At 70.3% G+C, this 24,530-nt stretch carries 23 protein-coding genes; 21 read left to right on the forward strand and 2 right to left on the reverse strand.

Annotation, left to right across the window (positions count from 1 at the left end; translation table 11 throughout):
- Positions 1 to 40: 40 nt before the first annotated feature.
- Positions 41 to 706, reverse strand: a complete 666-nt coding sequence (locus tag OG223_RS37175; RefSeq protein ID WP_329258346.1) for a bifunctional DNA primase/polymerase — start codon at positions 704 to 706, stop codon at positions 41 to 43.
- A 446-nt stretch (positions 707 to 1,152) separates the two neighbouring features.
- Here OG223_RS37175 and nsdA point away from each other — a divergent pair, with 446 nt between their 5' ends.
- From nsdA to ftsH, 6 genes are all read left to right on the forward strand, one after another.
- Positions 1,153 to 2,637, forward strand: a complete 1,485-nt coding sequence (nsdA, locus tag OG223_RS37180; protein WP_329258349.1) for a transcriptional repressor NsdA — start codon at positions 1,153 to 1,155, stop codon at positions 2,635 to 2,637.
- Positions 2,638 to 3,208: 571 nt separating this feature from the next.
- Positions 3,209 to 4,540 (forward strand): ammonium transporter, encoded by a 1,332-nt coding sequence (locus OG223_RS37185; RefSeq protein WP_329258352.1) that lies wholly within the window; start codon positions 3,209 to 3,211, stop codon positions 4,538 to 4,540.
- A complete protein-coding gene (locus tag OG223_RS37190; protein WP_003997576.1) occupies positions 4,537 to 4,875 on the forward strand; it encodes a P-II family nitrogen regulator in 339 nt (112 codons plus the stop codon). The genes OG223_RS37185 and OG223_RS37190 overlap by 4 nt, the downstream gene beginning before the upstream one ends.
- Positions 4,876 to 4,900: 25 nt before the next feature.
- Positions 4,901 to 7,351: a [protein-PII] uridylyltransferase gene (locus OG223_RS37195; protein ID WP_329258355.1), complete on the forward strand. Its 2,451-nt coding sequence runs from the start codon at positions 4,901 to 4,903 to the stop codon at positions 7,349 to 7,351.
- Between the two features lie 81 nt (positions 7,352 to 7,432).
- Positions 7,433 to 8,992, forward strand: coding sequence for a signal recognition particle protein (gene ffh, locus OG223_RS37200; protein ID WP_329258358.1), 1,560 nt, complete (start codon positions 7,433 to 7,435; stop codon positions 8,990 to 8,992).
- Positions 8,993 to 9,120: 128 nt separating this feature from the next.
- Entirely contained in the window at positions 9,121 to 11,058 is a 1,938-nt protein-coding gene (gene ftsH / locus OG223_RS37205; RefSeq protein ID WP_329258361.1) for an ATP-dependent zinc metalloprotease FtsH, read from the forward strand.
- 33 nt (positions 11,059 to 11,091) lie between these two features.
- Here ftsH and OG223_RS37210 read toward each other — a convergent pair whose 3' ends face one another.
- Complete coding sequence (locus OG223_RS37210; RefSeq protein ID WP_329258364.1) at positions 11,092 to 11,949, reverse strand: SAM-dependent methyltransferase; 858 nt, start codon at positions 11,947 to 11,949, stop codon at positions 11,092 to 11,094.
- 198 nt (positions 11,950 to 12,147) lie between these two features.
- On the opposite strand from OG223_RS37210, the gene proS reads away from it, so the two are divergent.
- The 15 genes from proS to OG223_RS37285 all read left to right on the forward strand — a co-directional run bounded on the left by proS (position 12,148) and on the right by OG223_RS37285 (position 23,903).
- Positions 12,148 to 13,563, forward strand: a complete 1,416-nt coding sequence (proS, locus tag OG223_RS37215) for a proline--tRNA ligase (RefSeq protein WP_329258368.1) — start codon at positions 12,148 to 12,150, stop codon at positions 13,561 to 13,563.
- A 260-nt stretch (positions 13,564 to 13,823) separates the two neighbouring features.
- Positions 13,824 to 14,420: a hypothetical protein gene (locus OG223_RS37220; RefSeq protein ID WP_019058697.1), complete on the forward strand. Its 597-nt coding sequence runs from the start codon at positions 13,824 to 13,826 to the stop codon at positions 14,418 to 14,420.
- Between the two features lie 275 nt (positions 14,421 to 14,695).
- Positions 14,696 to 15,115 carry a 30S ribosomal protein S16 gene (gene rpsP / locus OG223_RS37225; protein ID WP_329258370.1) on the forward strand — a complete coding sequence of 140 codons (420 nt, stop codon included), beginning with the start codon at positions 14,696 to 14,698 and terminating at the stop codon, positions 15,113 to 15,115.
- A gap of 2 nt (positions 15,116 to 15,117) precedes the next feature.
- Positions 15,118 to 15,357 (forward strand): RNA-binding protein, encoded by a 240-nt coding sequence (locus OG223_RS37230; RefSeq protein ID WP_005479813.1) that lies wholly within the window; start codon positions 15,118 to 15,120, stop codon positions 15,355 to 15,357.
- Between the two features lie 81 nt (positions 15,358 to 15,438).
- On the forward strand, positions 15,439 to 15,984 hold the full coding sequence (gene rimM, locus OG223_RS37235; protein WP_329258372.1) for a ribosome maturation factor RimM: 546 nt from the start codon (positions 15,439 to 15,441) through the stop codon (positions 15,982 to 15,984).
- A complete protein-coding gene (trmD, locus tag OG223_RS37240; protein ID WP_329258375.1) occupies positions 15,984 to 16,817 on the forward strand; it encodes a tRNA (guanosine(37)-N1)-methyltransferase TrmD in 834 nt (277 codons plus the stop codon). The genes rimM and trmD overlap by 1 nt, the downstream gene beginning before the upstream one ends.
- Positions 16,818 to 16,950: 133 nt before the next feature.
- Positions 16,951 to 17,301 carry a 50S ribosomal protein L19 gene (gene rplS / locus OG223_RS37245; protein ID WP_148010680.1) on the forward strand — a complete coding sequence of 117 codons (351 nt, stop codon included), beginning with the start codon at positions 16,951 to 16,953 and terminating at the stop codon, positions 17,299 to 17,301.
- A gap of 45 nt (positions 17,302 to 17,346) precedes the next feature.
- Positions 17,347 to 18,063: a signal peptidase I gene (gene lepB, locus OG223_RS37250; protein ID WP_329258377.1), complete on the forward strand. Its 717-nt coding sequence runs from the start codon at positions 17,347 to 17,349 to the stop codon at positions 18,061 to 18,063.
- Complete coding sequence (lepB, locus tag OG223_RS37255; RefSeq protein WP_329258380.1) at positions 18,056 to 19,171, forward strand: signal peptidase I; 1,116 nt, start codon at positions 18,056 to 18,058, stop codon at positions 19,169 to 19,171. The genes lepB (OG223_RS37250) and lepB (OG223_RS37255) overlap by 8 nt, the downstream gene beginning before the upstream one ends.
- Positions 19,059 to 20,033, forward strand: a complete 975-nt coding sequence (lepB, locus tag OG223_RS37260) for a signal peptidase I (RefSeq protein ID WP_329258383.1) — start codon at positions 19,059 to 19,061, stop codon at positions 20,031 to 20,033. The genes lepB (OG223_RS37255) and lepB (OG223_RS37260) overlap by 113 nt, the downstream gene beginning before the upstream one ends.
- Before the next feature lie 78 nt (positions 20,034 to 20,111).
- A complete protein-coding gene (gene lepB, locus OG223_RS37265; protein WP_329258386.1) occupies positions 20,112 to 20,891 on the forward strand; it encodes a signal peptidase I in 780 nt (259 codons plus the stop codon).
- Positions 20,881 to 21,420: an NUDIX hydrolase gene (locus OG223_RS37270; RefSeq protein ID WP_329258388.1), complete on the forward strand. Its 540-nt coding sequence runs from the start codon at positions 20,881 to 20,883 to the stop codon at positions 21,418 to 21,420. Before lepB (OG223_RS37265) ends, OG223_RS37270 begins: the two co-directional genes overlap by 11 nt.
- Before the next feature lie 56 nt (positions 21,421 to 21,476).
- Complete coding sequence (locus tag OG223_RS37275) at positions 21,477 to 21,785, forward strand: DUF2469 domain-containing protein (protein WP_003965949.1); 309 nt, start codon at positions 21,477 to 21,479, stop codon at positions 21,783 to 21,785.
- Positions 21,786 to 21,913: 128 nt separating this feature from the next.
- Complete coding sequence (locus tag OG223_RS37280) at positions 21,914 to 22,276, forward strand: YraN family protein (RefSeq protein ID WP_329258391.1); 363 nt, start codon at positions 21,914 to 21,916, stop codon at positions 22,274 to 22,276.
- Between the two features lies 1 nt (position 22,277).
- The gene (locus OG223_RS37285; protein WP_329258394.1) at positions 22,278 to 23,903 is read left to right on the forward strand and encodes a YifB family Mg chelatase-like AAA ATPase; all 1,626 of its coding nucleotides are present in this window, start codon (positions 22,278 to 22,280) and stop codon (positions 23,901 to 23,903) included.
- Positions 23,904 to 24,530 lie beyond the last annotated feature (627 nt).

Genomic DNA, 24,530 nt, shown 5'->3' on the forward strand with positions numbered 1-24,530 from the left:
CTCAACTCACCCTTGAGGACGGGCACTTCGGTGTTTACGGCTAGGCGCGCGACCTGTGTGCCACGTACGCCAGCGTGCCCAGCAACAGGCGTGCCGCCGGGGGCTTTGTCGCCGAGTCGAGGGCGGGGGAGCGGAGCCAGCGGACCGGGCCCAGGCCTCCTCGGTCCGAGGGCGGGGCGGTGATGTGGGTGCCGGGGCCGAGGCCGCGCAGGTCGAGGGAGGTGGGGTCGTCCCAGCCCATGCGGTAGAGCAGGGAGGGGAGTTCGGCGGCCGCGCCGGGGGCGACGAAGAAGTGGGCGCGGTGGTCGGGGGTCGCGGCGACCGGGCCGAGCGGGAGGCCCATCCGCTCCAGCCGGGCCAGTGCGCGGCGCCCGGCGGGTTCGGCCACCTCGATCACGTCGAACGCTCGCCCCACCGGCAGCATGATCGAGGCACCGGGCAACTCGGCCCAGGCCGCGGTGACTTCGTCCAGGGTCGCGCCGGCCCGCACCTCGGGCGCGAAGGTCAGTGGATGTGCGCCCGGCGTACGGCATTCCGTGTCGCCGCAGGAGCACGCGCCCCCCGCGGCCCGGGCGCCCGCGACCACGTCCCAGCCCCAGAGTCCGGTGAACTCGGCCACCGCCGTGCACTCCGAAGCGCGGCCGCGGCGGCGCGTGCCGGACCGGATGTCGCGGATACCCCGGCTGCTGCCGATCGTGAAGCCCATGCCCCCTCCAACGGGTCCGACGCACCGGTGGTTACGAGACGGATGCGGATCGTCACTCTGCGTCCACGCCTACCCGGTGCCGCAGGATCCAGGCGGCGTCCAGGAGCATCCCGGGTGGTGTGCTCGGCGGCACGCGCCCCTGCGTGCACCGCTACGCCCACCTCCGGCCGTCCTATGTCAAGTGAATCGTGCGCGGGCAACCGTAGGTTCATTCGAAGGGGTGGCGAATGGTGGCGTTTCCGGGATCGCCGTGGCTGGACGGGTGATCGTAGGATTACTTTGAGTGCACAAGTCCTCGGGGCACATGCGCTCGTGGGTATGCCGGAGGCAACTCGTCATCTCGTTCGAAGGGTGACAAGTGCGGGACGGGAAGCCGTATTTACCGGCATTCTGATAGGGCTTGGCGCACAGCGGCGACAAGTGGTTCCAGGGATGGGGGCGTTCCAGTGGGCGGCAACGGCGGAGGCGGGACAACCGCGGCCAGTACGGACAAGCGCCCCAATGAGCTGCTCGGCTCGTGGTTCGTGCGCAGCGGCTGGTCCAAGGGCGAGCTGGCGCGTCAAGTGAACCGCCGGGCGCGGCAGTTGGGGGCCAACCACATCTCCACGGACACCTCGCGGGTGCGCCGCTGGCTGGACGGCGAGAACCCGCGCGAGCCGATCCCCAGGATCCTCTCGGAGCTGTTCTCCGAGCGCTTCGGCTGTGTCGTCTCGGTCGAGGACCTGGGCCTGCGCGCGGCCCGCCAGGCACCCTCCGTGTCCGGCGTCGACCTGCCCTGGACGGCCCCGCAGACGGTGGCCCTGCTCAGCGAGTTCTCGCGCAGCGACCTCATGCTGGCCCGGCGCGGCTTCCTCGGCGCCTCGCTCGCCCTGTCCGCGGGACCGTCCCTCATCGAGCCCATGCAGCGCTGGCTCGTCCCCGGCCCCTCGGCCCACCAGCCGGAGCCCGAGCCCGTGAGCGCCTCCCGGCACGTCGGGCGGCTCTCCCGGCCCGAGTTGGAGCTGCTGGAGTCCACCACGGCGATGTTCCGCAAGTGGGACGCACAGTGCGGCGGCGGCCTGCGCCGCAAGGCGGTCGTAGGGCAGTTGCACGAGGTGACCGACCTCCTCCAGGAGCCCCAACCCGAGGCCACCAACCGCAAGTTGTTCAAGGTCGCCGCCGAACTCGCCGAGCTGGCCGGGTGGATGTCGTACGACGTGGGGCTCCAGCCCACCGCGCAGAAGTACTTCGTCCTCGCCCTGCACGCCGCCAAGGAGGCCGGCGACAAGCCGCTCGGGTCGTACGTCCTGTCCAGCATGAGCCGCCAGATGATCCACCTCGGGCGGCCGGACGACGCCCTGGAGCTGATCCACCTCGCGCAGTACGGCAGCCGGGACTGCGCGAGCCCGCGCACCCAGTCGATGCTGTATGCGATGGAGGCCCGCGCCTACGCCAACATGGGGCAGCCCGGCAAGTGCAAGCGGGCGGTCCGGATGGCCGAGGACACCTTCGGGGACGTACACGACTGGGACGACCCGGACCCGGACTGGATCCGTTTCTTCTCCGAGGCCGAGCTGTACGGCGAGAACTCGCACTCCTACCGCGACCTCGCCTACGTCGCCGGCCGCAGCCCCGCCTACGCCTCGCTGGCCGAGCCCGTCATGCAGCGGGCGGTGGACCTCTTCGCCAAGGACGATGTGCACCAGCGGTCGTACGCGCTCAATCTCATCGGCCTGGCCACCGTGCACCTGCTGCGGCGCGAACCCGAGCAGAGCGCGGTGCTGGCCACGGAAGCGATGACCGTCGCCAAGAAGGTGCGCTCCGAGCGCGTCAACACTCGTATCCGAAAGACCGTCGACACCGCGTTCCGCGACTTCGGTGATCTGGCCGAAGTCGTCGATCTCACCGAGCGGCTCGCGATCGAGCTGCCGGAGTCCGCCGAAGCGGTCTGAACACCCGAGCCCCGGCCGCGGCCGGCCTTCCCGAACCGCCCGACTCGGCTCCCCCATGCCAGGTCATCGGAAGGCCGACCGCGGCCGGTTTCACCTACGGCCGCCGACCGGGCGGCGCCGGAGGGACGGGTGAGGGTCAGGTGGTCGGACGACCGGTCGGCCCTTTGGGACTCGTATTCGAAAGACCGTCCACCGGGCGGTGTGAGGTGCCGGCCCTCCGGCCGAAAACGTCGACCTCGCCGAGAGGCTCCCGACCGAGCCGCGGGAGAGCGCCGAACGGCCCCAGCCCCATGCCCCGGCGCCCCCACGCCAGGCCGCCGGAAGGCCGGCCGCGGCCGGTTTCCCCCCGCCGGGAAAGGTTGCGCCACGATAACGATCGCTTGGCCGGAGATCCGGCGGTTCATCGACGCGTAACACGTACGGCGCCTTCGTCACCCCCGCGAAACATCGAGGGGCTTCGACGGAAACCGCGTTGCGCCAATCTCATGGCGCATAACCGGACCCCCCGCCTTGACCGGACCGCATACAGGCTTCGCCCGCACGGGGCCGTACAACCGACGAGGAGACGCCGATGGCATCAGCCGCCATCACGCTTGCCGCTGAGGCACCCAAACTGTCCTCCGCGAACACAGGCTTCATGCTGATCTGTTCTGCCCTGGTGCTGCTCATGACACCGGGACTCGCCTTCTTCTACGGAGGCATGGTCCGCGTCAAGAGCACCCTGAACATGCTGATGATGAGCTTCATCAGCATCGGGATCGTCACCATTCTGTGGGTGCTCTACGGCTTCTCGCTCGCCTTCGGTTCGAGCAACGGCTTCATCGGCTACAACTCCGACTGGCTCGGCATGAGCAACGTCGGACTGACGGAACTCTGGGACGGCTACACCATCCCGATCTTCGTCTTCATGGTCTTCCAGATGATGTTCGCCGTCATCACGCCCGCCCTGATAAGCGGTGCCATCGCCGACCGCGTCAAGTTCTCGGCCTGGTCGCTCTTCGTCGCCCTGTGGCTGACGGTCGTCTACGTCCCGGTCGCCCACTGGGTCTGGGCCAGCGACGGCTGGGCCTTCAAGCTCGGTGTGATCGACTTCGCCGGTGGTACCGCGGTCCACATCAACGCCGGTGCCGGCGCCCTCGGCGTCATCCTGGTCATCGGCAAGCGCGTCGGCTTCAAGCGTGACCCCATGCGTCCGCACAGCCTTCCGCTGGTCATGCTCGGCGCCGGTCTCCTGTGGTTCGGCTGGTTCGGCTTCAACGCCGGTTCGTGGCTCGGCAACGACGACGGCGTCGGCGCGCTGATGTTCGTCAACACCCAGGTCGCCACCGCCGCCGCCATGCTCGCCTGGCTCGCCTACGAGAAGATCCGCCACGGCGCGTTCACCACGCTCGGCGCGGCCTCGGGTGCCGTCGCCGGTCTGGTCGCCATCACCCCGTCCGGTGGTGCGGTCTCCCCGCTCGGCGCGATCGCCGTCGGCGCCATCGCCGGTGTCGGCTGTGCCGCGGCCGTCGGCCTGAAGTACAGGTTCAACATCGACGACTCCCTCGACGTCGTCGGCGTCCACATGGTCGGCGGTATCCTCGGCTCCCTGCTCATCGGCTTCTTCGCCACCGGCAAGGGCCAGTCCACCGCGACCGGCGTCTTCTACGGCGACCACTCCTTCACCCAGCTCTGGAAGCAGTTCGCCGGTGTCGGCGCGGTCCTCGGCTACTCCCTGGTCGCCTCCGCGGTCCTCGCCTTCCTCATCGACAAGACCATCGGTATGCGCGTCACCGAGGACGAAGAGGTCGCCGGCATCGACCAGGCCGAGCACGCCGAGACCGCATACGACTTCAGCGGCGCCGGCGGTGGCCTCGGCAGCTCCGCTCTGGCCGCCCCGGAGACGAAGAAGGTGGACGCATGAAGCTCATCACCGCCGTCGTGAAGCCCCACCGGCTCGACGAGATCAAGGAAGCCCTCCAGGCCTTCGGGGTCCACGGTCTGACGGTCACCGAGGCGAGCGGCTACGGTCGTCAGCGGGGACACACCGAGGTCTACCGGGGCGCCGAGTACACGGTCGACCTGGTCCCCAAGATCCGCATCGAGGTACTGGCCGAGGACGACGACGCCGAGCAGTTGATCGACGTCATCGTCAAGGCCGCCCGCACCGGCAAGATCGGTGACGGCAAGGTCTGGTCCCTCCCGGTCGAGACGGCCGTCCGGGTCAGGACCGGCGAGCGCGGACCGGACGCGCTCTAAAAAGAAACAGAACAGGAGTCGCTGGGTGACGAGTACGGACGTGCGCAAGGATGCAGAGGACTCCGGACCCAGCGGCTACGCGGCGGCCCGGCTGCGCCTCCTCACTGAGGGGGTGCGGTCCGGGCCGCCGCGCCGTGCCGCCCTCGCCGAACTGACCGACGACTGGCTGACCGGCCTCTTCACCGCCGGCAACGAAGCCCTCAAGGGCGTCTCCCTGGTCGCCGTCGGCGGCTACGGCCGCGGCGAACTCTCCCCGCGCAGCGACCTCGACCTGCTCCTCCTGCACGACGGCAGCGACTCCGGCGCGGTCGCCGCCCTCGCCGACCGCATCTGGTACCCGGTCTGGGACCTCGGCCTCGCCCTCGACCACTCCGTCCGTACGCCCGCCGAGGCCCGCAAGACCGCCGGCGAGGACCTCAAGGTCCAGCTCGGCCTCCTCGACGCCCGCCACATCGCCGGCGACCTCGGCCTGACCGCCTCCCTGCGGACGGCCGTCCTCGCCGACTGGCGCAACCAGGCGCCCAAGCGCCTCCCCGAACTCCAGGAACTCTGCGCCGAACGCGCTGAGCGCCAGGGCGAGTTGCAGTACCTCCTCGAACCCGACCTCAAGGAGGCCCGCGGCGGGCTGCGCGACGCCACCGCGCTGCGCGCCGTAGCCGCCTCCTGGCTCGCCGACGCCCCGCGCGAAGGCCTCGCCGACGCCCGCCGCCGCCTTCTCGACGTGCGCGACGCCCTGCACCTCACCACCGGGCGTGCGACCGACCGGCTCGCGCTCCAGGAGCAGGACCAGGTCGCCGCCGAGCTCGGCCTGCTCGACGCGGACACCCTGCTGCGCCAGGTCTACGAAGCGGCACGCGTCGTGTCGTACGCCAGTGATGTCACCTGGCGTGAGGTGGGGCGCGTGCTGCGGTCCCGTGCGGTGCGGCCGAGGCTGCGGGCCATGCTCGGCGGGGGCGCCAAACCCGCCGCCGAACGTTCACCGCTGGCCGAAGGGGTCGTGGAGCAGGACGGCGAGGTCGTGCTCGCCCGCGCCGCCCGCCCCGAACGCGACCCGGTCCTCCCGCTGCGCGCCGCCGCTGCCGCCGCGCAGGCCGGTCTCCCGCTCTCGCTGCACGCCGTTCGGCGCATGGCGGCCGGGGTGCGTCCGCTGCCCACGCCCTGGCCCGCCGAGGCGCGCGAGCAGCTCGTGACGCTGCTCGGTTCCGGACAGCCGACGGTCGACGTGTGGGAGGCGCTGGAGGCGGAAGGCCTGATCACGCGTCTCCTCCCGGACTGGGAGCGGGTCCGCTGCCGGCCGCAGCGCAACGCCGTGCACATCTGGACCGTGGACCGGCACCTCATCGAAACCGCCGTCCGCGCCTCGGAGTTCGCCCGCCGCGTCAGCCGCCCCGACCTCCTGCTGGTCTCCGCGCTGCTGCACGACATCGGCAAGGGCTGGCCCGGCGACCACTCCGTGGCCGGCGAGATCATCGCCAAGGACGTGGCCGCCCGCATCGGCTTCGACCGCGCGGACGTGGCCGTGCTCGCCACCCTCGTACGCCATCACCTGCTGCTCATCGACACGGCCACCCGGCGCGACCTGGAGGACCCGGCGACGGTCCGCTCGGTCGCCGAGGCGGTCGGTACGACGAGCACCCTGGAGCTGCTGCACGCGCTGACCGAGGCGGACGCGCTGGCCACCGGCCCGGCCGCGTGGTCGTCCTGGCGGGCCGGCCTCGTCACCGACCTGGTGAAGCGGGTCGCCGCCGTCCTCTCCGGGGACGCCCCCGAGGAGCCCGAGGCGGGCGCGGCCACCGCGGAACAGGAACGGCTCGCGATCGAGGCCGTGGCGACCGGCGGCCCTGTGCTCGCGCTGCGCGCCCAGACCGAACCGCCGTCCGAGGACGAACCCGCCGGAGACCCCGAACCCCTCGGCGTTGAACTCCTGATCGCCGTCCCCGACCAGCCGGGCGTACTCCCCGCGGTGGCCGGCGTCCTGGCGATGCACCGCCTGACCGTCCGCACGGCGGAGCTGCGCGCGCTGGACCTGCCCGACGGTGTGGAGGGTTCCGTCCTGCTGCTGAACTGGCGCGTCGCCGCCGAGTACGGCTCCCTGCCCCAGGCCGCCCGGCTGCGCGCCGATCTCGTACGGGCCCTGGACGGGTCGTTCGACATCGCGGCCCGCCTTGCCGAGCGCGACGCCGCGTATCCGCGCCGCCGGGGTGTCGTGGCACCGCCGGCCCGCGTGACGGTCGCCCCGGCCGCCTCCCGGCACGCGACGGTCATCGAGGTGCGCGCGCACGACGCCCCGGGACTGCTGCACCGGATCGGGCGGGCGCTGGACGATGCGGGGGTGCGGGTGCGGAGCATGCACGTCAGCACGCTGGGCTCGAACGCGGTGGACGCCTTCTATGTCACCGGCGCGGAAGGCATGCCCCTGCCGGGGGAGGAGGCCACGGCGGTGGCGCGCAAACTGGAGGAAACCCTGCGGGCCTGACCCGTGACCCACTCTTGTGCGACCGGGATACCCTGGAGGGCGATTCCCCAATAGCCACCGACCCCGAGGACCGCGAGCGCCGTGTTCGATACTCTCTCTGATCGCCTCTCAGCCACTTTCAAGAACCTGCGCGGCAAGGGACGGCTCTCCGAGGCGGACATCGACGCCACCGCGCGTGAGATCCGGATCGCGCTGCTCGAAGCGGACGTGGCCCTGCCGGTCGTGCGCACGTTCATCAAGAACGTCAAGGAGCGTGCCCTCGGCGCCGACCTCAACAGGGCGCTGAACAACCCGGCCCAGCAGGTCGTGAAGATCGTCAACGAGGAACTCGTCACGATCCTCGGCGGCGAGACCCGGCGCCTCCGCTTCGCCAAGAACTCGCCGACCGTGATCATGCTCGCGGGTCTCCAGGGTGCCGGTAAGACGACCCTCGCGGGCAAGCTCGGCAAGTGGCTCAAGGACCAGGGGCACTCGCCGCTGCTCGTCGCCGCCGACCTCCAGCGCCCGAACGCGGTGAACCAACTGAGCGTGGTCGCCGAGCGCGCCGGTGTCGCGGTCTACGCGCCCGAGCCGGGCAACGGCGTCGGTGATCCGGTCAAGGTGGCCAAGGACTCCATCGAGTTCGCGAAGTCCAAGGTCCACGACATCGTGATCGTGGACACCGCGGGGCGCCTCGGCATCGACCAGGAGCTGATGCGGCAGGCCGCGGACATCCGCGACGCGGTCAGCCCGGACGAGATCCTGTTCGTCGTCGACGCGATGATCGGCCAGGACGCGGTCAACACCGCCGAGGCCTTCCGCGACGGCGTCGGCTTCGACGGCGTGGTGCTCTCCAAGCTCGACGGCGACGCCCGCGGTGGTGCGGCCCTGTCGATCGCCTCGGTCACCGGCAAGCCGATCATGTTCGCGTCGAACGGCGAGAAGCTCGACGACTTCGACGCCTTCCACCCGGACCGGATGGCCTCCCGCATCCTCGACATGGGTGACCTGCTCACCCTGATCGAGCAGGCGGAGAAGACGTTCAGCCAAGAAGAGGCCGAGAAGATGGCCTCGAAGCTGGCGTCCAAGAAGGGCCAGGACTTCACCCTCGACGATTTCCTGTCCCAGATGGAACAGGTCAGGAAGATGGGCAGCATCAGCAAGCTGCTCGGCATGCTCCCCGGCATGGGCCAGATCAAGGACCAGATCAACAACCTGGACGAGCGCGAGGTCGACCGTACGGCCGCGATCATCAAGTCGATGACCCCGGCCGAGCGCGCCGAGCCGACCATCATCAACGGCTCGCGCCGCGCCCGTATCGCCAAGGGCTCCGGCGTCGAGGTCAGCGCCGTGAAGGGCCTGGTCGAGCGGTTCTTCGAGGCCCGCAAGATGATGTCCCGCATGGCCCAGGGCGGCGGGATGCCCGGCATGCCGGGGATGCCGGGCATGGGCGGCGGCCCGGGCCGCAGCAAGAAGCAGCCCAAGCAGGCCAAGGGCAAGCAGCGCTCCGGCAACCCGATGAAGCGCAAGCAGCAGGAGCTGGAAGAGGCCAAGCGCCGCGAGGCCGGCGCGGCCCAGGGCGGCGGCAACGCGTTCGGGCTGCCCGAGCAGGGCGGCAAGGACTTCGAACTGCCGGACGAGTTCAAGAAGTTCATGGGCTGACCGCCACTCCGGGAAGGCCATGGGCTGACAGCCCGTCTTCCACGTCGCCGAGGGCGCCCCTCTCCGGAGGGGCGCCCTCGGCGCATGCCGGGCGTGCCGACGCCTGGCCCGTGTCGTAACTTGCCCGTATGACCAACCCTGCGCCGCCGCGCAAGTCCCCCGATCAGCCTTGGCGTACCGAAGGCACCCCGGACGAGCCCCCGAAGCCGTCGCCGGGCGGGAAGAAGATGCGCGGCGGCTGGTGGAGCCTGATCCTCACCGCGCTGGTCGTGTACCTGGTCGCGAATCTGATCCTGTCGTTCTTCAACGAGGGCGACGAGCCGACGATCTCGTACACGGAGTTCAGCAAGCAGGTCGACGCGGGCAACGTCACCAAGATCTACGCCAAGGGCAACGCGATCCAGGGCCAGCTCAAGAAAGAGCAGAAGAAGCCGGACGGCGACGGCAAGTACACCAAGTTCGACACCGAGCGGCCGACCTTCGCGGACGACCAGCTCTGGGAGGACCTGACCAAGCACAACGTCACGGTCACGGCGGAGCCGGTCGTACAACACCGTAGCTTTCTGGCCAATCTCCTGATCTCGCTGGCCCCGATGCTGCTCCTGGTCGCCCTGTGGCTCTTCATCGCACGGCGGATGAGCTCGGGGCTCGGCGGCGCGGGCGGCATGCTCGGCCGCAAGACCCCGCCGAAACCGGTCGAGCTGGAGCCGGGCAAGCAGCGCACGACGTTCGAGGACGTGGCCGGCATCGACGAGGTCGAGGGCGAGCTGAACGACGTCGTCGACTTCCTCAAGAACCCCGACGAGTACCGCAAGATGGGCGCCAAGATGCCCCGGGGCGTGCTGCTCGCGGGTCCGCCCGGCACCGGCAAGACGCTGCTCGCGCGGGCGGTCGCGGGGGAGGCGGGGGTGCCGTTCTTCTCGGCCTCGGCCTCCGAGTTCATCGAGATGATCGTCGGTGTCGGCGCCTCACGCGTGCGTGAACTGTTCGCGGAGGCCCGCAAGGTGGCCCCCTCGATCATCTTCATCGACGAGATCGACACCATCGGCCGGGCCCGCGGCGGCGGTTCGGGTATGGGCGGTCACGACGAGCGCGAGCAGACCCTGAACCAGATCCTCACCGAGATGGACGGCTTCTCCGGCTCCGAGGGCGTCATCGTCATCGCGGCCACCAACCGCTCCGACGTCCTGGACCCCGCGCTGACCCGCCCCGGCCGCTTCGACCGGGTGGTCGTGGTCTCGCCGCCCGACCGGGGCGGCCGCGAGGCGATTCTGGAGATCCACACCCGTGAGATCCCGCTCGCGAAGGACGTGAACCTCGCCCAGGTCGCCCGGACGACCCCGGGCATGACCGGCGCCGAACTCGCCAACCTAGCCAACGAGGCCGCCCTCCTCGCGGTCAAGCGCAAGCAGAGCGAGGTCACCCAGTCCGACCTCTCCGAAGCCCTGGAGAAGGTCCAACTGGGCGCGGAACGCCCGCTGGTGATGCCCGAGGAGGAGCGCCGGCGCACCGCGTACCACGAGAGCGGCCACGCCCTCCTCGGCATGCTCCAGCCCGGCGCCGACCCGGTCCGCAAGATCACCATCGTCCCGCGCGGGAGGGCACTCGGCGTGACGCTCTCGACGCCGGACTCGGACAAGTACGCGTACACCGAGGAGTACCTGCGCGGCCGGATCATCGGCGCCCTCGGCGGCATGGCCGCGGAACAGGTCGTCTACGGGGTGATCACCACCGGCGCCGAGAGCGACCTCGAACAGGTCACCAACATCGCGCGCGGGATGGTCGCCCGCTGGGGCATGAGCGAGCGCGTCGGCCGCCTCTCCGCCCTCCCGAACGACGCCCAGCAGGCCTACGGCCTCGCCGCGGCGCCGCAGACCCTGGACGTGATCGACGACGAGATGCGCCGCATCGTCGACGAGTGCTACGACGAGGCCACCCGCAAACTCCGCGACCACCGCGACCAGTTGGACGCCCTCGCGGCGGCCCTCCTGGAGAACGAGACCCTGGAGGAGACGGACGCGTACCGGATCGCGGGCGTCACGCGCCTGTTCAAGGAAGAGCCGTAGTCATCCTCAGGTCGTACGTGCGATGAGTCGTCCTCAGGTAGTACGCGCGATCAGATACCGGAAGACGTTCGGCATCCACACCGTCCCGTCCTGCCGCCGATGCGGATGCAATGCCTCCGCCAACTCCTTCTCCACCTGCACCTGATCCGTCGCGACGATCGCCGCGTCGAAGAGTCCCGTCGACAGCAGCCCTCGTACGGCACTCTCGACGTCGGCGTAGCCGAAGGGGCAGGCCACCCGTCCCGAGCCGTCCGGCCTGAGGCCCGCGCGGTGGGCGACCTCCTCCAGGTCGTCGCGCAGGACCGGGCGCGGGCTGCCCGTGCCGCGCAGCGGGTCCGCCAGCCTGGTCGCCACGCGGAGCACGGACGAGGTCGCGCAGCGCTCCGGCGGGCCCCAGCCCGTCAGCACCACGGGTGTTCCGCGCGCGGCGAGCGGGGTCGCGGTGGCGAGCAGTTCGCCGAGCCCCTCCGAGTCGCCCGCGAGGCACCCGATGGGCTCGAAGGCGGTCACCAGGGTGTACGCGGGCGTCTCCGCGTCGGCCGCGTCCCTGGGGGAGCCGTAGACAAGCCGGGTGTGCGCACGCGCGCGTGGGGACCAGGCGGCCGGCAGCAGTCGCTCGCGGGCGAGGGCCAGCCGTTCGGGGGAGAAGCGCTCGACACCGGTGACCGTCGCGCCTCTGGAGGCCGCCATCAGCAGGGCGAGCCCGGAGCCGCAGCCGAGGCCGAGGAGCCGGGTGCCGGGTCCCACTTCCAGTCGCTCGTAGACCGCTTCGTGGAGCGGCACCAGCATCCGCTCCTGGATCTCGGACCAATCACGCGCGCGTGCACCCAGGTCCACACGGGGCACGGGCCCCGTATGAGGCAGGTAGTGCCGCACGAGCGTAGGTGTCATCGAAAGCGCCCCAATCCGCCGAGAGATGTGGCCGTGCCCGTTTCCGAGGCCCCCGTGATGTGCGCCCGCACTTCCCCCGTATGCCAGCAAACTCCGCACTCGCTATCGCGTCCAGGGGTTGTGGGGCCCTGCTTGTGGCTTCTCTGTGGGAGTGGCGAGAATTCACATGACGGCAACGTGAGCCCGTACCATCGCGCCATGGCCAAGGCACCCGTACTCACTCCCAGGGCGGACGATTTCCCGCGCTGGTACCAGGATCTGATCAGCAAGGCCGAGCTGGCCGACAACGGCCCGGTGCGCGGCTCCATGGTCATCCGACCGTACGGGTACGGCCTTTGGGAGCGGATGCAGGCCGAGATGGACGCCCGCATCAAGGAGACGGGCACCGAGAACGCGTACTTCCCGCTGCTGATCCCGCAGTCCTACCTCGCCCGCGAGGCGGACCATGTCGAGGGCTTCGCGCCCGAGTTGGCCGTGGTCACGCACGGCGGCGGCAAGGAGCTGGAGGAGCCCGCGGTCGTCCGGCCCACCTCCGAGATGATCATCAACGAGTACTTCTCGAAGTGGGTGCAGAGCTACCGCGACCTGCCCCTGCTGATCAACCAGTGGGCGAACGTGGTCCGTTGGGAGCTGCGCCCCCGGCTCTTCCTCCGCACGAGCGAGTTCCTCTGGCAGGAGGGCCACACCGCGCACGCGACCTACGAGGAGGCGCGCGACTTCGCCGCGCACATCCATCGTCAGGTGTACGAGGACTTCATGGTCAACGTCCTCGCGATGGACGTCGTACCGGGCCGCAAGACGGTCAAGGAGCGGTTCGCGGGCGCGATCAACACCCTGACCCTGGAAGGGATGATGGGCGACGGCAAGGCGTTGCAGATGGCGACCAGTCACGAGCTGGGCCAGAACTTCGCCAAGGCCTTCAATACCCAGTACCTGTCCAAGGAAGGCAAGCAGGAACTGGTCTGGCAGACCTCCTGGGGCTCGACCACCCGCATGATCGGCGCCCTGGTGATGATGCACGGCGACGACGACGGACTCCGGGTGCCGCCGCGGCTGGCGCACATCCAGGTCGTCGTCCTCGCGATCAAGGGGGACGAGGCGGTTCTGGCCAAGGTCCGCGAGATCGGGGCCCGGCTGAAGGCGGCGGGCGTGCGCGTCCGCGTCGACGACCGCACGGACATCCCCTTCGGGCGCCGGGCCGTCGACTGGGAGCTGAAGGGCGTGCCGGTACGGATCGAGGTCGGGCCGCGTGACCTGGAGAACGGCACGGCGATGCTGGCCCGCCGGATCCCGGGCGGCAAGGAGCCGATGGCCATCGACTCTCTCCTGGAGCTGCTTCCCGTCATCCTTGAGGAGGACCAGGCGCTGCTGCTGACACAGTCCCGCGAGCGGCGCGAGTCGCGCACCTCCGAGGTATCGACCGTCGCCGAGGCCGTCGAGGTGGCCACCGCCGGCGGCTGGGCGCGCATCCCGTGGGCGACCCTCGGCGAAGAAGGCGAGGCCGAGCTGGCCGAGCACGCGGTGACCGTACGGTGTCTGGTCGCCGAGGACGGGTCGGTACCGGACGCGGACACGGCACCCGGTAACGTCGCGGTCGTCGCGCGCGCTTACTGAAGCGGCGGGCCCCGGCGGCAGAGCGACCGAAAGGCCTCTTGCGCGACGGCGGACCTCAGCTCCCCCGGCGCGCGGACATCGTCTACACGCCGGGTCGTACGTAGGACTACGCACCAGCTTGGTATGAGCTGTGAGGCTTCTCCGCAGATCAGCGCACCCGCCCTCCTCCGGACGCATCAGCGGCAACTGACGGGTACGTGCAAATTATTTGGGATGCCCCGGAATCGGAACACAGGGGCACTCCGGCTCGTTGTCATTACGTGAGCACGACACAGACACCACCTGTTCTCGCCGCAGAGCTGGCAGAGGCGTGGGCCGACATTCAGCGGTACCACCCCGAACTGCCCGATCTGGCCGCGCCCGAGTCCCTGATCGGAGAGTCGTCGTCCGCCTGCGGACACGAGCTCTCCTTCGAGCGACTGCTCCATGAGGCAGTCCATGGCATCGCCGCTTCGCGCGGCGTGCGCGACACGTCCCGTGCCGGTCGCTACCACAACCGCAGATTCCTCGCGATCGCCGAGGAGCTGGGCCTGGACCACCCCGACGAACCGCATCCCAGCAGCGGTTTCTCGCTGGTCCAGCTCAACCCCGAGGCCAAGCGGCGCTACCGGCCGACGATCGAGCGCCTCCAGCGCGCGCTCAAGGCCCACACCGTCGCCACCTCGGCGGACACCTCCCGCACCTTCCGCGGCCCGGCCGCCCGGCACGGTTCGTCCGGTGGCGGCGTCCGCGTCAAGGCGGTCTGCGACTGCGGTCGTAACGTACGGGTCGTCCCGTCCGTGCTGGCCCAGGCGCCGATCGTGTGCGGGGGCTGCGGCAAGCCCTTCCGCATCCCGGAGGTCGTGGGCGCGGCCTGAGGACGCGGCTGCTCGTGGCAGCCGCATCCCGCAGGTCGGGGTTGCGCACACCCGCGCCGGTCACCTCCCGGCGCCGGGTGTCGCTTCCGCGTGGGCGGGGTCGGCCTCCCGGTCGGGCGGACCGCCAGGGTGTGGCACAATGGCTAGCTGTACTCGACAGCCGCACAGGAACCCTCTCGCCTCCGGCTGACGCGTCCATCGGGCACTCGGGTACCGCAACCCCACGCGGCCATCTGCCGTGCCCAACCACGTCAAAACCAGGAGAACCCACTCCCGTGGCAGTCAAGATCAAGCTGAAGCGTCTGGGCAAGATCCGTTCGCCTCACTACCGCATCGTCGTCGCCGACTCCCGTACCCGCCGTGATGGCCGGGCCATCGAGGAGATCGGTCTGTACCACCCGGTGCAGAACCCCTCGCGCATCGAGGTCGACACGGACCGCGCGCAGTACTGGCTGAGTGTCGGCGCGCAGCCGACCGAGCCCGTGCTCGCCATCCTGAAGCTCACCGGCGACTGGCAGAAGTTCAAGGGCCTGCCGGCCCCGGCGCCGCTGCTCGTGGCCGCGCCGAAGGCCGCCCGCCCGGTGTTCGACGCCCTCGGTGGCGACGACTCGAGCAAGGGTGAGGCGATCACCCAGAAGAAGAAGGCCGACAAGAAGGACGAGGCTGCGGCCGAGTCCGAGTCGACCGAGGCCTGAGCATGCTCGAGGAGGCTCTCGAGCACCTCGTGAAGGGCATCGTCGACAACCCTGACGATGTGCAGGTCGCCTCGCGCGACCTGCGCCGCGGGCGCGTGCTGGAGGTCCGGGTGCACCCCGACGACCTCGGCAAGGTGATCGGCCGCAACGGCCGCACCGCTCGCGCTCTGCGCACCGTCGTGGGTGCCATCGGCGGCCGAGGCGTCCGCGTCGACCTCGTCGACGTGGACCACGTCCGCTGACGTTTTTCGCAACCGGCTCGGGCCGGGGAGGGCCACTGGCCGTCCCCGGCCCGATCTGTATGAAACAGGAGATGTGGACACGTGCAACTGGTAGTCGCACGGATCGGCCGTGCCCATGGCATCAAGGGCGAGGTCACCGTCGAGGTACGCACCGACGAGCCGGAGCTCAGGCTCGCCCCCGGAGCCGTCCTGGCCACCGAGCCCGCCTCCACCGGCCCCCTGACCATCGAGACGGGCCGCGTCCACAGCGGCCGCCTCCTCCTGCGCTTCGAGGGCGTCAGCGACCGCACCGGCGCCGAGGCACTGCGCAACACCCTCCTGATCGCCGAGATCGATCCCGAGGAGCTGCCCGAGGAGGAGGACGAGTACTACGACCACCAGTTGATGGACCTCGACGTCGTCACCAAGGACGGCGAGGAGGTCGGCCGGATCACCGAGATCTCGCACCTGCCCTCCCAGGACCTCTTCATCGTGGAGCGGTCCGACGGCAGTGAGGTGATGATCCCGTTCGTCGAGTCGATCGTCATCGAGATCGACCTGGAGGAGCAGCGCGCGGTCATCGACCCGCCGCCAGGGTTGATCGACGACCGGGCCGAGGTCGCCTCGTCCCGGGAGGAGGAGGCGTAATGCGGCTCGACGTCGTCACGATCTTCCCCGAGTACCTCGAACCGCTGAACGTCTCCCTCGTCGGCAAGGCACGCGCGCGTGGACAACTGAATGTGCACGTGCATGATCTGCGCTCCTGGACGTACGACCGCCACAACACGGTCGACGACACCCCCTACGGCGGCGGCCCCGGCATGGTCATGAAGACCGAGCCCTGGGGCGATGCCCTGGACTCCGTGCTGGCCGACGGCTACGAGACGGGCTCCGGCGCGCCCGCGCTGATCGTGCCCACGCCCAGCGGCCGGCCCTTCACCCAGGAACTCGCCGTAGAGCTCTCCGAGCGGCCCTGGCTGGTCTTCACGCCCGCCCGCTACGAGGGCATCGACCGGCGGGTGATCGACGAGTACGCGACCCGGATGCCTGTCTACGAGGTGTCCATCGGCGACTACGTGCTGGCCGGCGGCGAGGCGGCCGTCCTGGTCGTCACGGAGGCCGTGGCACGGCTGCTGCCGGGTGTCCTGGGCAACGCCGAGTCCCACCGCGACGACTCCTTCGCGCCCGGGGCCATGGCCAACCTCCTGGAGGGGCCGATCTACACCAAGCCGCCCCAGTGGCGCGGCCGGGAGATCCCGGACGTGCTGCTCAGCGGCCACCACGGCAAGATCGCCCGCTGGCGGCGCGACGAGGCGCTGAAGCGCACGGCCGCCCACCGGCCCGACCTGATCGAGCGCTGCGAGCCCAAGGCCTTCGACAAGAAGGACCGCGAGATGCTCTCGATCCTGGGCTGGTCACCGGACCCGGCGGGGGAGCCGTACGGCCGATTTTGGCGTGGGCCGGACGGCGTGGAAGAATAGGTCGCTGTTGTGCGTCGTCCGGCGTGCGCCCCTGCCACAGGGGGACATGACGCCCGCCCCGACACCCACGGCATCCTTCAGAACACCTATCTCCCGTCGGTGACCTGTGGCATCGATGAAGAAAGCAGACGACATGTCCCACCTGCTCGACACTGTCGACAGCGCCTCGCTGCGCACCGACATCCCGGCCTTCCGCCCGGGTGACACCGTCAACGTCCACGTCCGCGTCATCGAGGGCAACCGCTCCCGTGTGCAGCAGTTCAAGGGCGTAGTCATCCGTCGCCAGGGCGCCGGTGTCCGCGAGACCTTCACGGTCCGCAAGGTCTCGTTCTCCGTCGGCGTCGAGCGCACCTTCCCGGTGCACACCCCGATCGTCGAGAAGATCGAGCTCGTGACCCGTGGTGACGTCCGTCGCGCGAAGCTGTACTACCTCCGTGACCTGCGCGGCAAGGCCGCGAAGATCAAGGAGAAGCGCGACAACTGAGGTCGCGGCGGGGTTCATATCGGGGCCGGATAGCATCTGGCTCCGATGGACACCGAAGCACAGCCCACGGAGCGCGATCGCTCCTCCAGCCCTTCCGACTCCGAGGACCCCTCGGACACCGGAGGACCGGAGGACCGGTCGCGTTTCGCGTTGCTGTCGCGGGTCGCCGAGTGGGTGCCCGGCGGCCGGATCACCCTGACTGCCCTGGTCTGTCTGGTCTTTCTGCTGCTTCTCAACACGTTCTTACTGCAGCCATTCCAGATTCCCAGCGGATCCATGGAATCCGGATTGAGGATCGGCGACCGCGTTCTCGTAAATAAGTTGGCGTACCGTTTTGGTGCCCGTCCGAGGCGCGGCGACATCGTTGTGTTCGACGGCACCGGCTATTTCGGGGACGCCGACTACATCAAGCGCGTTGTGGGTGTGGGGGGAGACCACGTGGTCTGCTGCGACGAGAAGGGGAGGCTCGAGGTGAACGGGCGGTCGGTCGACGAGACGGCGTTCCTGTACCCCGGTGACGCTCCGTCCACCGTGGCCTTCGACGTCGTCGTACCCGACGGCACGCTGTTCGTCCTCGGTGACCACCGCGGCGACTCGAGCGACTCCCGGGACCACCTGGGCGATCCGGGCGGAGGCATGATTCCCGTTGGTGACGTCATCGGACGAGCCGATTGGATCGTCTGGCCCGCCGGGCACTGGACCCACCTCGTCCGACCCGGTGCCTACGCGCGCGTACCCGCCCCGGACGGCGCCCATGGGTAACCGCGGAAGGCCGCGCGGCGCCACGCCGCCGGGCGGCTCCTTCGGGAACGAGAACCTGCTGCCGACCGGTTTCCGGCGCGCGGGCGCCCTGGCCCCGGCCGGGGGAGCCGGCCGCAGCCGGGCCGAGCGGCGCAAGCTCCAGCGCAAGGTCAAGCGGCGCCGACGGCGCGGCGCGGTCCGGGAGATACCCCTCCTGGTCGGTGTCGCGGTCCTCATAGCCCTCGTCCTGAAGACCTTCCTCCTCCAGGCGTTCGTGATCCCGTCGGGCTCCATGGAGCAGACGATCCGCATCGGCGACCGCGTCCTGGTCGACAAGTTCACCCCGTGGTTCGGCTCCGAGCCCAAGCGCGGCGACGTCGTCGTCTTCCACGACCCGGGCGGCTGGCTCGCGGACGAACAGACCACCAAGAAGAACGACCCCATCGTCGTCAAGCAGGTCAAGGAAGGCCTCCAGTTCATCGGCCTGCTGCCGTCCGACAACGAGAAGGACCTCATCAAGCGGGTCATCGGCGTCGGCGGCGACCACGTCAAGTGCTGTGACTCGCAAGGGCGGGTGACCGTCAACGGCGTGCCCCTGACCGAGGGCGACTACCTGTATCCCGGGAACTCCCCGTCCGAAACGGCGTTCGACATCACCGTCCCCAAGGGGCGGTTGTGGGTGATGGGCGACCACCGCGGCAACTCGGCGGACTCCCGCGCACACCAGAACACCAGCTACGGAGGCACGGTCGCGCTCAGTTCGGTGGTGGGACGGGCCAAGGTGATCGCCTGGCCCATGGGCCACTGGACCAGCCTGAACGAACCTAAAACCTTCGCATCGGTTTCCAACTCCGTGTCGGGGACGACCGCCGGTCCCGAACTGTCGCATAGGGTTGCCCCGGTCGATCCGAACGGATCGATCCAACTCCCGAGCCCTGCGGAACTCCCGCTCGTTATGGGAGTGGTGGGCCTGCGCCGAGGATGGGGCAGGCGGCGGCACAGCGTAAGGAGTTGGCGTGGGGGATGTGGCGGTTGGCGCACGGTCCGGACACGACGGCGAGGAGCACCACGGACACCCCGTGGAAGCCCCCGTCCCGGCCGCGGACAGCGCCGTGACCTCCGGGAGTGACTCCGGAGCCGACGAGGACGGTGCGACGCCGGGCGGCCCGACCCGCACCGACGAACAGGGGCCGGGCGACTCGCCCCCCCAGCCGAAGAAGCCGCGCTCCTTCTGGAAGGAGCTGCCGATCCTGGTCGTCATCGCGCTGGTCCTCGCGCTGCTGATCAAGACGTTCCTGGTGCAGGCGTTCTCCATCCCGTCCGACTCGATGCAGAACACCCTCCAGCAGGGCGACCGCGTTCTGGTCGACAAGCTCACCCCGTGGTTCGGCTCCGAGCCCGAGCGCGGCGAGGTCGTCGTCTTCCACGACCCGGACGACTGGCTGGCGGGCGAGCCCGCGGCCGACCCCAACGCCCTGCAGACGGTGCTCAGTTGGATCGGTCTGATGCCGTCCGCCCAGGAGAAGGACCTCATCAAGCGGGTCATCGGCGTCGGCGGCGACACCGTCTCCTGCAGTGGCACGGGCCCGCTGATGGTCAACGGCAAGGCGCTGAACGAGCCGTACGTCTACCCCGGCAACACCCCGTGCACCAACGACGACCAGGGCGGCCAGTTCACCGTCAAGGTCCCCAAGGGCGACATCTGGGTGATGGGCGACCACCGGCAGAACTCGCGGGACTCGCGCTACAACCAGTCCGACAAGCACCACGGCATGGTCCCGGTGAAGGAGGTCGTCGGCCGCGCGATCGTCAAGGCCTGGCCCATCAACCGCTGGGGCACGCTGCCGGTCCCGGACACCTTCGACCAGCCGGGCATCAACACCCAGGCCTCGGCCTCCCGGCTCCTGACGGCCGCTCCGGAGGGCCTCGCCCTCGTCGGCGTACTGCCGCTGGCCCTGTGGCGCCGCAGGCGGTCCGCCAAGACCGAGTAAAGGCCTTGTAGAGCTTGTGACCTTGGTCCCGGAGGAAGGGCTGACCACCCTCGGTACTGCCGGGTAGGGTGCGGACCCATGGGTGGCGAGAGCGCAACACGTACGGCCCCGCGTACCGGCGGTGGCACTGGCAAGGGCCCGGTGGGCAGCCGGACCGGACAGCGGTTGTCCGGACTGGCCGTCGCGCTGGGCCTTGTGCTGTTCCTCGGGGGATTCGGCTGGGGAGCGGTGATCTACCGGCCGTACACGGTGCCGACCGGTTCGATGACGCCGACGATCGACGCGGGCGACCGGGTGCTTGCCCAGCGGGTCGACGGCGACGAGGTGCGCCGCGGCGACGTCGTGGTCTTCACCGACGCGACCTGGGTGACGAACGCCCCCGTGGTCAAGCGGGTGGTCGCCGTCGGCGGGGACACCGTCTCGTGCTGCACGAACGGCAAACTGGTCGTCAACGGCAAGGAGATCGCCGAGAGCTACCTCAAGGGCGGCCCGGCCGAGATCAAGACGATCCCGGCGGTGAAGGTCCCCAAGGGCCGCCTGTTCCTGCTCGGCGACGAACGCCAGGGCTCCCTGGACTCCAGCGCCCACCTCACGGACGTCGCCAGTGGCACCGTGGCGAGCAGCGCCGTGAGCGCCCGCGTGGACGCCGTCGTCTGGCCCATGAAGGGCACGCTGGAGCGCCCCACCGGCTTCGAGCCGCTCGGCGCCCTCTCCCGCCCCGGCCCGCTGAGCACGATCGTCGCCTTGATCATCGCGGGCGCGGTGCTCGTCCTCGGCGGCGGCGCCTACGGCCCGTTCGCCAAGCTGGCGGCCGGCCGCCGCGCCCGTACCCGGACGGAGCCCGTCGGTGCCCGCTGAGGCCACCGAGGAGGGCGCGCACGGCGACTCGTACGAGGGCGGGCTGCGCAAGGTCGCCCGGGTCGTCCTCCTCGACCCGCAGGACCGCATCCTGCTGCTCCACGGCCATGAGCCGGACGATCCGGCCGACGACTGGTGGTTCACACCGGGCGGCGGCCTGGAGGGCGACGAGACCCACGAGGAGGCCGCACTACGGGAACTCGCGGAGGAGACCGGCATCACCAAGGTCGAACTCGGCCCGGTGCTGTGGACGCGGACGTGTTCCTTCCCGTTCGCGGGCCGCCGCTGGGACCAGGACGAGTGGTACTACCTGGCCAGGACGTCCGCCACGGCCGAGGGCGTGCCCGGCGCCACGGCCCTCACCGATCTGGAGCGACGCAGCGTCTCCGGAGCACGTTGGTGGACGTACCGGGAACTGGACCGGGCGCATGAGACGGTGTATCCGACCAGACTCGCCGAGCTGCTCCGCAGGCTGCTCGACGAAGGTCCCCCGGCCGGGCCCGTGACCCTTGACACCGAAATCGTCTAGGGGCGTACGGGACTGGCGCACAATGGTGGGATCGCACGGCTGAAGGGGAACATGCCATGAGCGCCGAGGACCTCGAAAAGTACGAGACCGAGATGGAGCTGAAGCTCTACCGGGAGTACCGCGATGTCGTCGGTCTGTTCAAATATGTGATCGAGACCGAACGGCGCTTCTACCTCACCAACGACTACGAGATGCAGGTGCACTCGGTCCAGGGCGAGGTGTTCTTCGAGGTGTCCATGGCGGATGCCTGGGTGTGGGACATGTATCGACCGGCTCGCTTCGTGAAACAGGTCCGCGTGCTCACGTTCAAGGACGTGAACATCGAGGAGCTGAACAAGAGCGACCTGGAGCTGCCGGGCGGGTGACGGCGGACACCCGCGGGGTGGCTGTCACTCGTGTGGGTGGCGGAGTTCTCCACAATCACTGAACGGTCCACCAAGATCCACTTGGTGGACCGTTCCGCGTGACGGTTGGTGCCGGAGGTGGTGCCGACATGAACGCACGCAGTGCACTCGGCAAGTACGGCGAGACGGTGGCCGCACGACGGCTGGTAAAGGCCGGGATGACCGTCCTGGAGCGCAACTGGCGCTGTGGCAGGACCGGCGAGATCGACATCGTGGCGCGGGACGGGGACGTCCTGGTCGTCTGCGAGGTCAAGACGCGACGGGCCGGTGCCTTCGAGCACCCGATGGCCGCCGTGACACCCCACAAGGCGGAGCGACTACGAGGCCTCGCCGAGCGGTGGATCCACGCGCACGGCGGAGCCCCGCCGGGAGGGGTCCGTATCGACCTGGTGGGTGTCGTCCTGCCCCGGCGCGGCGGGCCCGTGGTCGAGCATGCACGGGGGGTGGCCTGAGATGGGGTTCGCTCGTACGTGTTCGGTGGCGCTGGTGGGCGTCGAAGGCGTGGTGGTCGAGGTCCAGGCCGACCTCGAACCGGGCGTCGCCGCGTTCACGCTGGTGGGACTGCCCGACAAGAGCCTGACGGAGAGCAAGGACCGGGTGCGGGCCGCGGTCGTCAACTCGGGCGCGCCCTGGCCGCAGAAGAAACTGACCGTCGGGCTCAGTCCGGCGTCGGTGCCCAAGAGCGGCAGCGGGTTCGACCTCGCCGTGGCGGCGGCCGTGCTCGGCGCGGCCGAGCGGATCGATCCGCGTGTGCTCGCCGACATCGTGATGATCGGCGAGCTGGGCCTGGACGGACGGGTCCGGCCGGTCCGGGGCATCCTGCCCGCCGTACTGGCCGCCGCGGACTCCGGATACGAGCAGGTCGTCGTGCCGGAGTGCGCCGCCGCCGAGGCGTCGCTCGTGCCCGGGGTGTCCGTGCTGGGCGTACGCACACTGCGGCAGTTGATCGCCGTGCTCGCCGACGAACCCGTACCCGACGAGGAACCGGACGAGCTGGGACGCCCGGACCCGCTGCTCGCCGGGCTGCGCATGCCCGGCACGGGCGCTGCCACGGGGATGCACAGCATGGGCGCGGGCCAGCACGACGCGGGGCACGATCTCGCGGATGTCGTCGGCCAGTACTCGGCGCGGACGGCGGTCGAGGTCTCGGCGGCCGGCGGCCATCATCTGTTCCTCGAAGGCCCGCCAGGGGCCGGCAAGACGATGCTCGCGGAGAGGCTGCCCGCAGTCCTGCCCCGGCTCGGCCGGCAGGAGTCGCTGGAGGTCACGGCGGTGCACTCGGTGGCGGGCCTGCTGCCGCCGGGCAAACCCCTGATCGACACCGCTCCCTACTGCGCTCCGCACCACTCGGCCACGATGCAGGCCCTCGTCGGGGGCGGGCAGGGGATCGCGCGGCCCGGGGCGGTGTCGCTGTCCCATCGGGGCGTTCTGTTTCTTGATGAGACCCCAGAGTTCAGTGGTCAGGCGCTGGACGCGCTGCGCCAGCCCCTGGAGGCCGGCCACGTGGTGATCGCGCGCAGTGCGGGCGTCGTCCGGTTCCCGGCGAGGTTCCTGATGGTGCTCGCGGCCAACCCCTGTCCGTGCGGCCGTTTCTCGCAGGCCGATGACTTCTGCGAGTGCGCGCCGATGTCGATCCGGAGGTACCAGGCGCGGCTCTCCGGGCCGCTGCTCGACCGGGTGGATCTACGGGTGGAGGTGGACCGGGTCACGCGTGACCAGCTCACCGGGCGTGGCTCGCGGGGCGAGTCGACGGCGACGGTCGCGGACCGGGTGCGGGCGGCCAGGGAACGGGCGGCGGCACGGTTCGCGGACACGCCCTGGCGCACCAACAGCGAGGTGCCCGGCCGTGAACTGCGCAGCCGCTGGCACGCCGAGCGCGGCGCGATGGACGAGGCCGAGCGCAGCCTGGAGCGCGGTGCGCTCACCGCGCGCGGGCTCGACCGGGTGCTGCGCGTCGCCTGGACGGTCGCCGACCTCGTAGGCCACGACCGACCCGGCGCGACCGACGTCGCCCTCGCCCTGCAACTGCGCACGGGCGTACCGCGAGGTGTGCCGATGGGGATCGGGGCGTTGACATGACCTGGAGTGGTGAGGCGATCGGGGCGATGACATGACAGGGAGCGGTGAGGTGAGTGGGGTCGATGGCTGGAGCAGGGGCGGTGGCTGGGCTGGGAGCGAAGGTGCAGGCGGGGTCGATGGTCGGGCCGGGGCTGGCGATGTGATCGGGATCGATGACGGGAGCGGGCGCTTTGGCTGGGCTGGGAGCGGTGGCGCGGGCGGGGTCGATGACCGGACCGGGGCCGACGGTGTGATCGGGATCGATGACGTGAGCGAGCACCATGGCCGGGCCGGGAGCGATGGCGCGGGCAGGGTCGATGGTCAGGCCGGGAGTGATGGCGTGACCGGGACTGATGACTGGGCCGGGACCGGTGGTCCGCCCGGGGCTGCTGGCGTGAGCGGGGTGGATGGCTGGGCCGGGACCGATGATGCGGGCGGGGCTAATGGCCGAGCCGGGGCCGATAGCTGGGCCAGGACTGATGATGCAGGCGGGGGCGGTGGCTATGCCGGGAGTGATGGCGCAGGCGGGGCCGATGACCGGGCCAGGAGTGACGGCGTGACCGGGGTGGATGGCCGGGCCGGGACTCATGGCGCGGGCTGGGCCAATGACCGGGCCCGGACCGATAGCGCGACTGGGACCGACGCCCG

Origin of the sequence: Streptomyces sp. NBC_01478 (assembly GCF_036227225.1) — a bacterium.
Taxonomy (GTDB): Bacteria; Actinomycetota; Actinomycetes; order Streptomycetales; family Streptomycetaceae; genus Streptomyces.

What these genes read in the sequence shown, in the direction of transcription:
- OG223_RS37175 (WP_329258346.1), bottom strand. Translation starts at nt 706, where the DNA reads ATGGGCTTCACGATCGGCAGCAGCCGGGGTATCCGCGACATCCGGTCC.
- OG223_RS37185 (WP_329258352.1), top strand. Translation starts at nt 3,209, where the DNA reads ATGGCATCAGCCGCCATCACGCTTGCCGCTGAGGCACCCAAACTGTCC.
- OG223_RS37190 (WP_003997576.1), top strand. Translation starts at nt 4,537, where the DNA reads ATGAAGCTCATCACCGCCGTCGTGAAGCCCCACCGGCTCGACGAGATC.
- ftsH (WP_329258361.1), top strand. Translation starts at nt 9,121, where the DNA reads ATGACCAACCCTGCGCCGCCGCGCAAGTCCCCCGATCAGCCTTGGCGT.
- OG223_RS37210 (WP_329258364.1), bottom strand. Translation starts at nt 11,949, where the DNA reads ATGACACCTACGCTCGTGCGGCACTACCTGCCTCATACGGGGCCCGTG.
- proS (WP_329258368.1), top strand. Translation starts at nt 12,148, where the DNA reads ATGGCCAAGGCACCCGTACTCACTCCCAGGGCGGACGATTTCCCGCGC.
- OG223_RS37230 (WP_005479813.1), top strand. Translation starts at nt 15,118, where the DNA reads ATGCTCGAGGAGGCTCTCGAGCACCTCGTGAAGGGCATCGTCGACAAC.
- trmD (WP_329258375.1), top strand. Translation starts at nt 15,984, where the DNA reads ATGCGGCTCGACGTCGTCACGATCTTCCCCGAGTACCTCGAACCGCTG.
- rplS (WP_148010680.1), top strand. Translation starts at nt 16,951, where the DNA reads ATGTCCCACCTGCTCGACACTGTCGACAGCGCCTCGCTGCGCACCGAC.
- lepB (WP_329258377.1), top strand. Translation starts at nt 17,347, where the DNA reads ATGGACACCGAAGCACAGCCCACGGAGCGCGATCGCTCCTCCAGCCCT.
- lepB (WP_329258380.1), top strand. Translation starts at nt 18,056, where the DNA reads ATGGGTAACCGCGGAAGGCCGCGCGGCGCCACGCCGCCGGGCGGCTCC.
- lepB (WP_329258386.1), top strand. Translation starts at nt 20,112, where the DNA reads ATGGGTGGCGAGAGCGCAACACGTACGGCCCCGCGTACCGGCGGTGGC.
- OG223_RS37275 (WP_003965949.1), top strand. Translation starts at nt 21,477, where the DNA reads ATGAGCGCCGAGGACCTCGAAAAGTACGAGACCGAGATGGAGCTGAAG.
- OG223_RS37280 (WP_329258391.1), top strand. Translation starts at nt 21,914, where the DNA reads ATGAACGCACGCAGTGCACTCGGCAAGTACGGCGAGACGGTGGCCGCA.
- OG223_RS37285 (WP_329258394.1), top strand. Translation starts at nt 22,278, where the DNA reads ATGGGGTTCGCTCGTACGTGTTCGGTGGCGCTGGTGGGCGTCGAAGGC.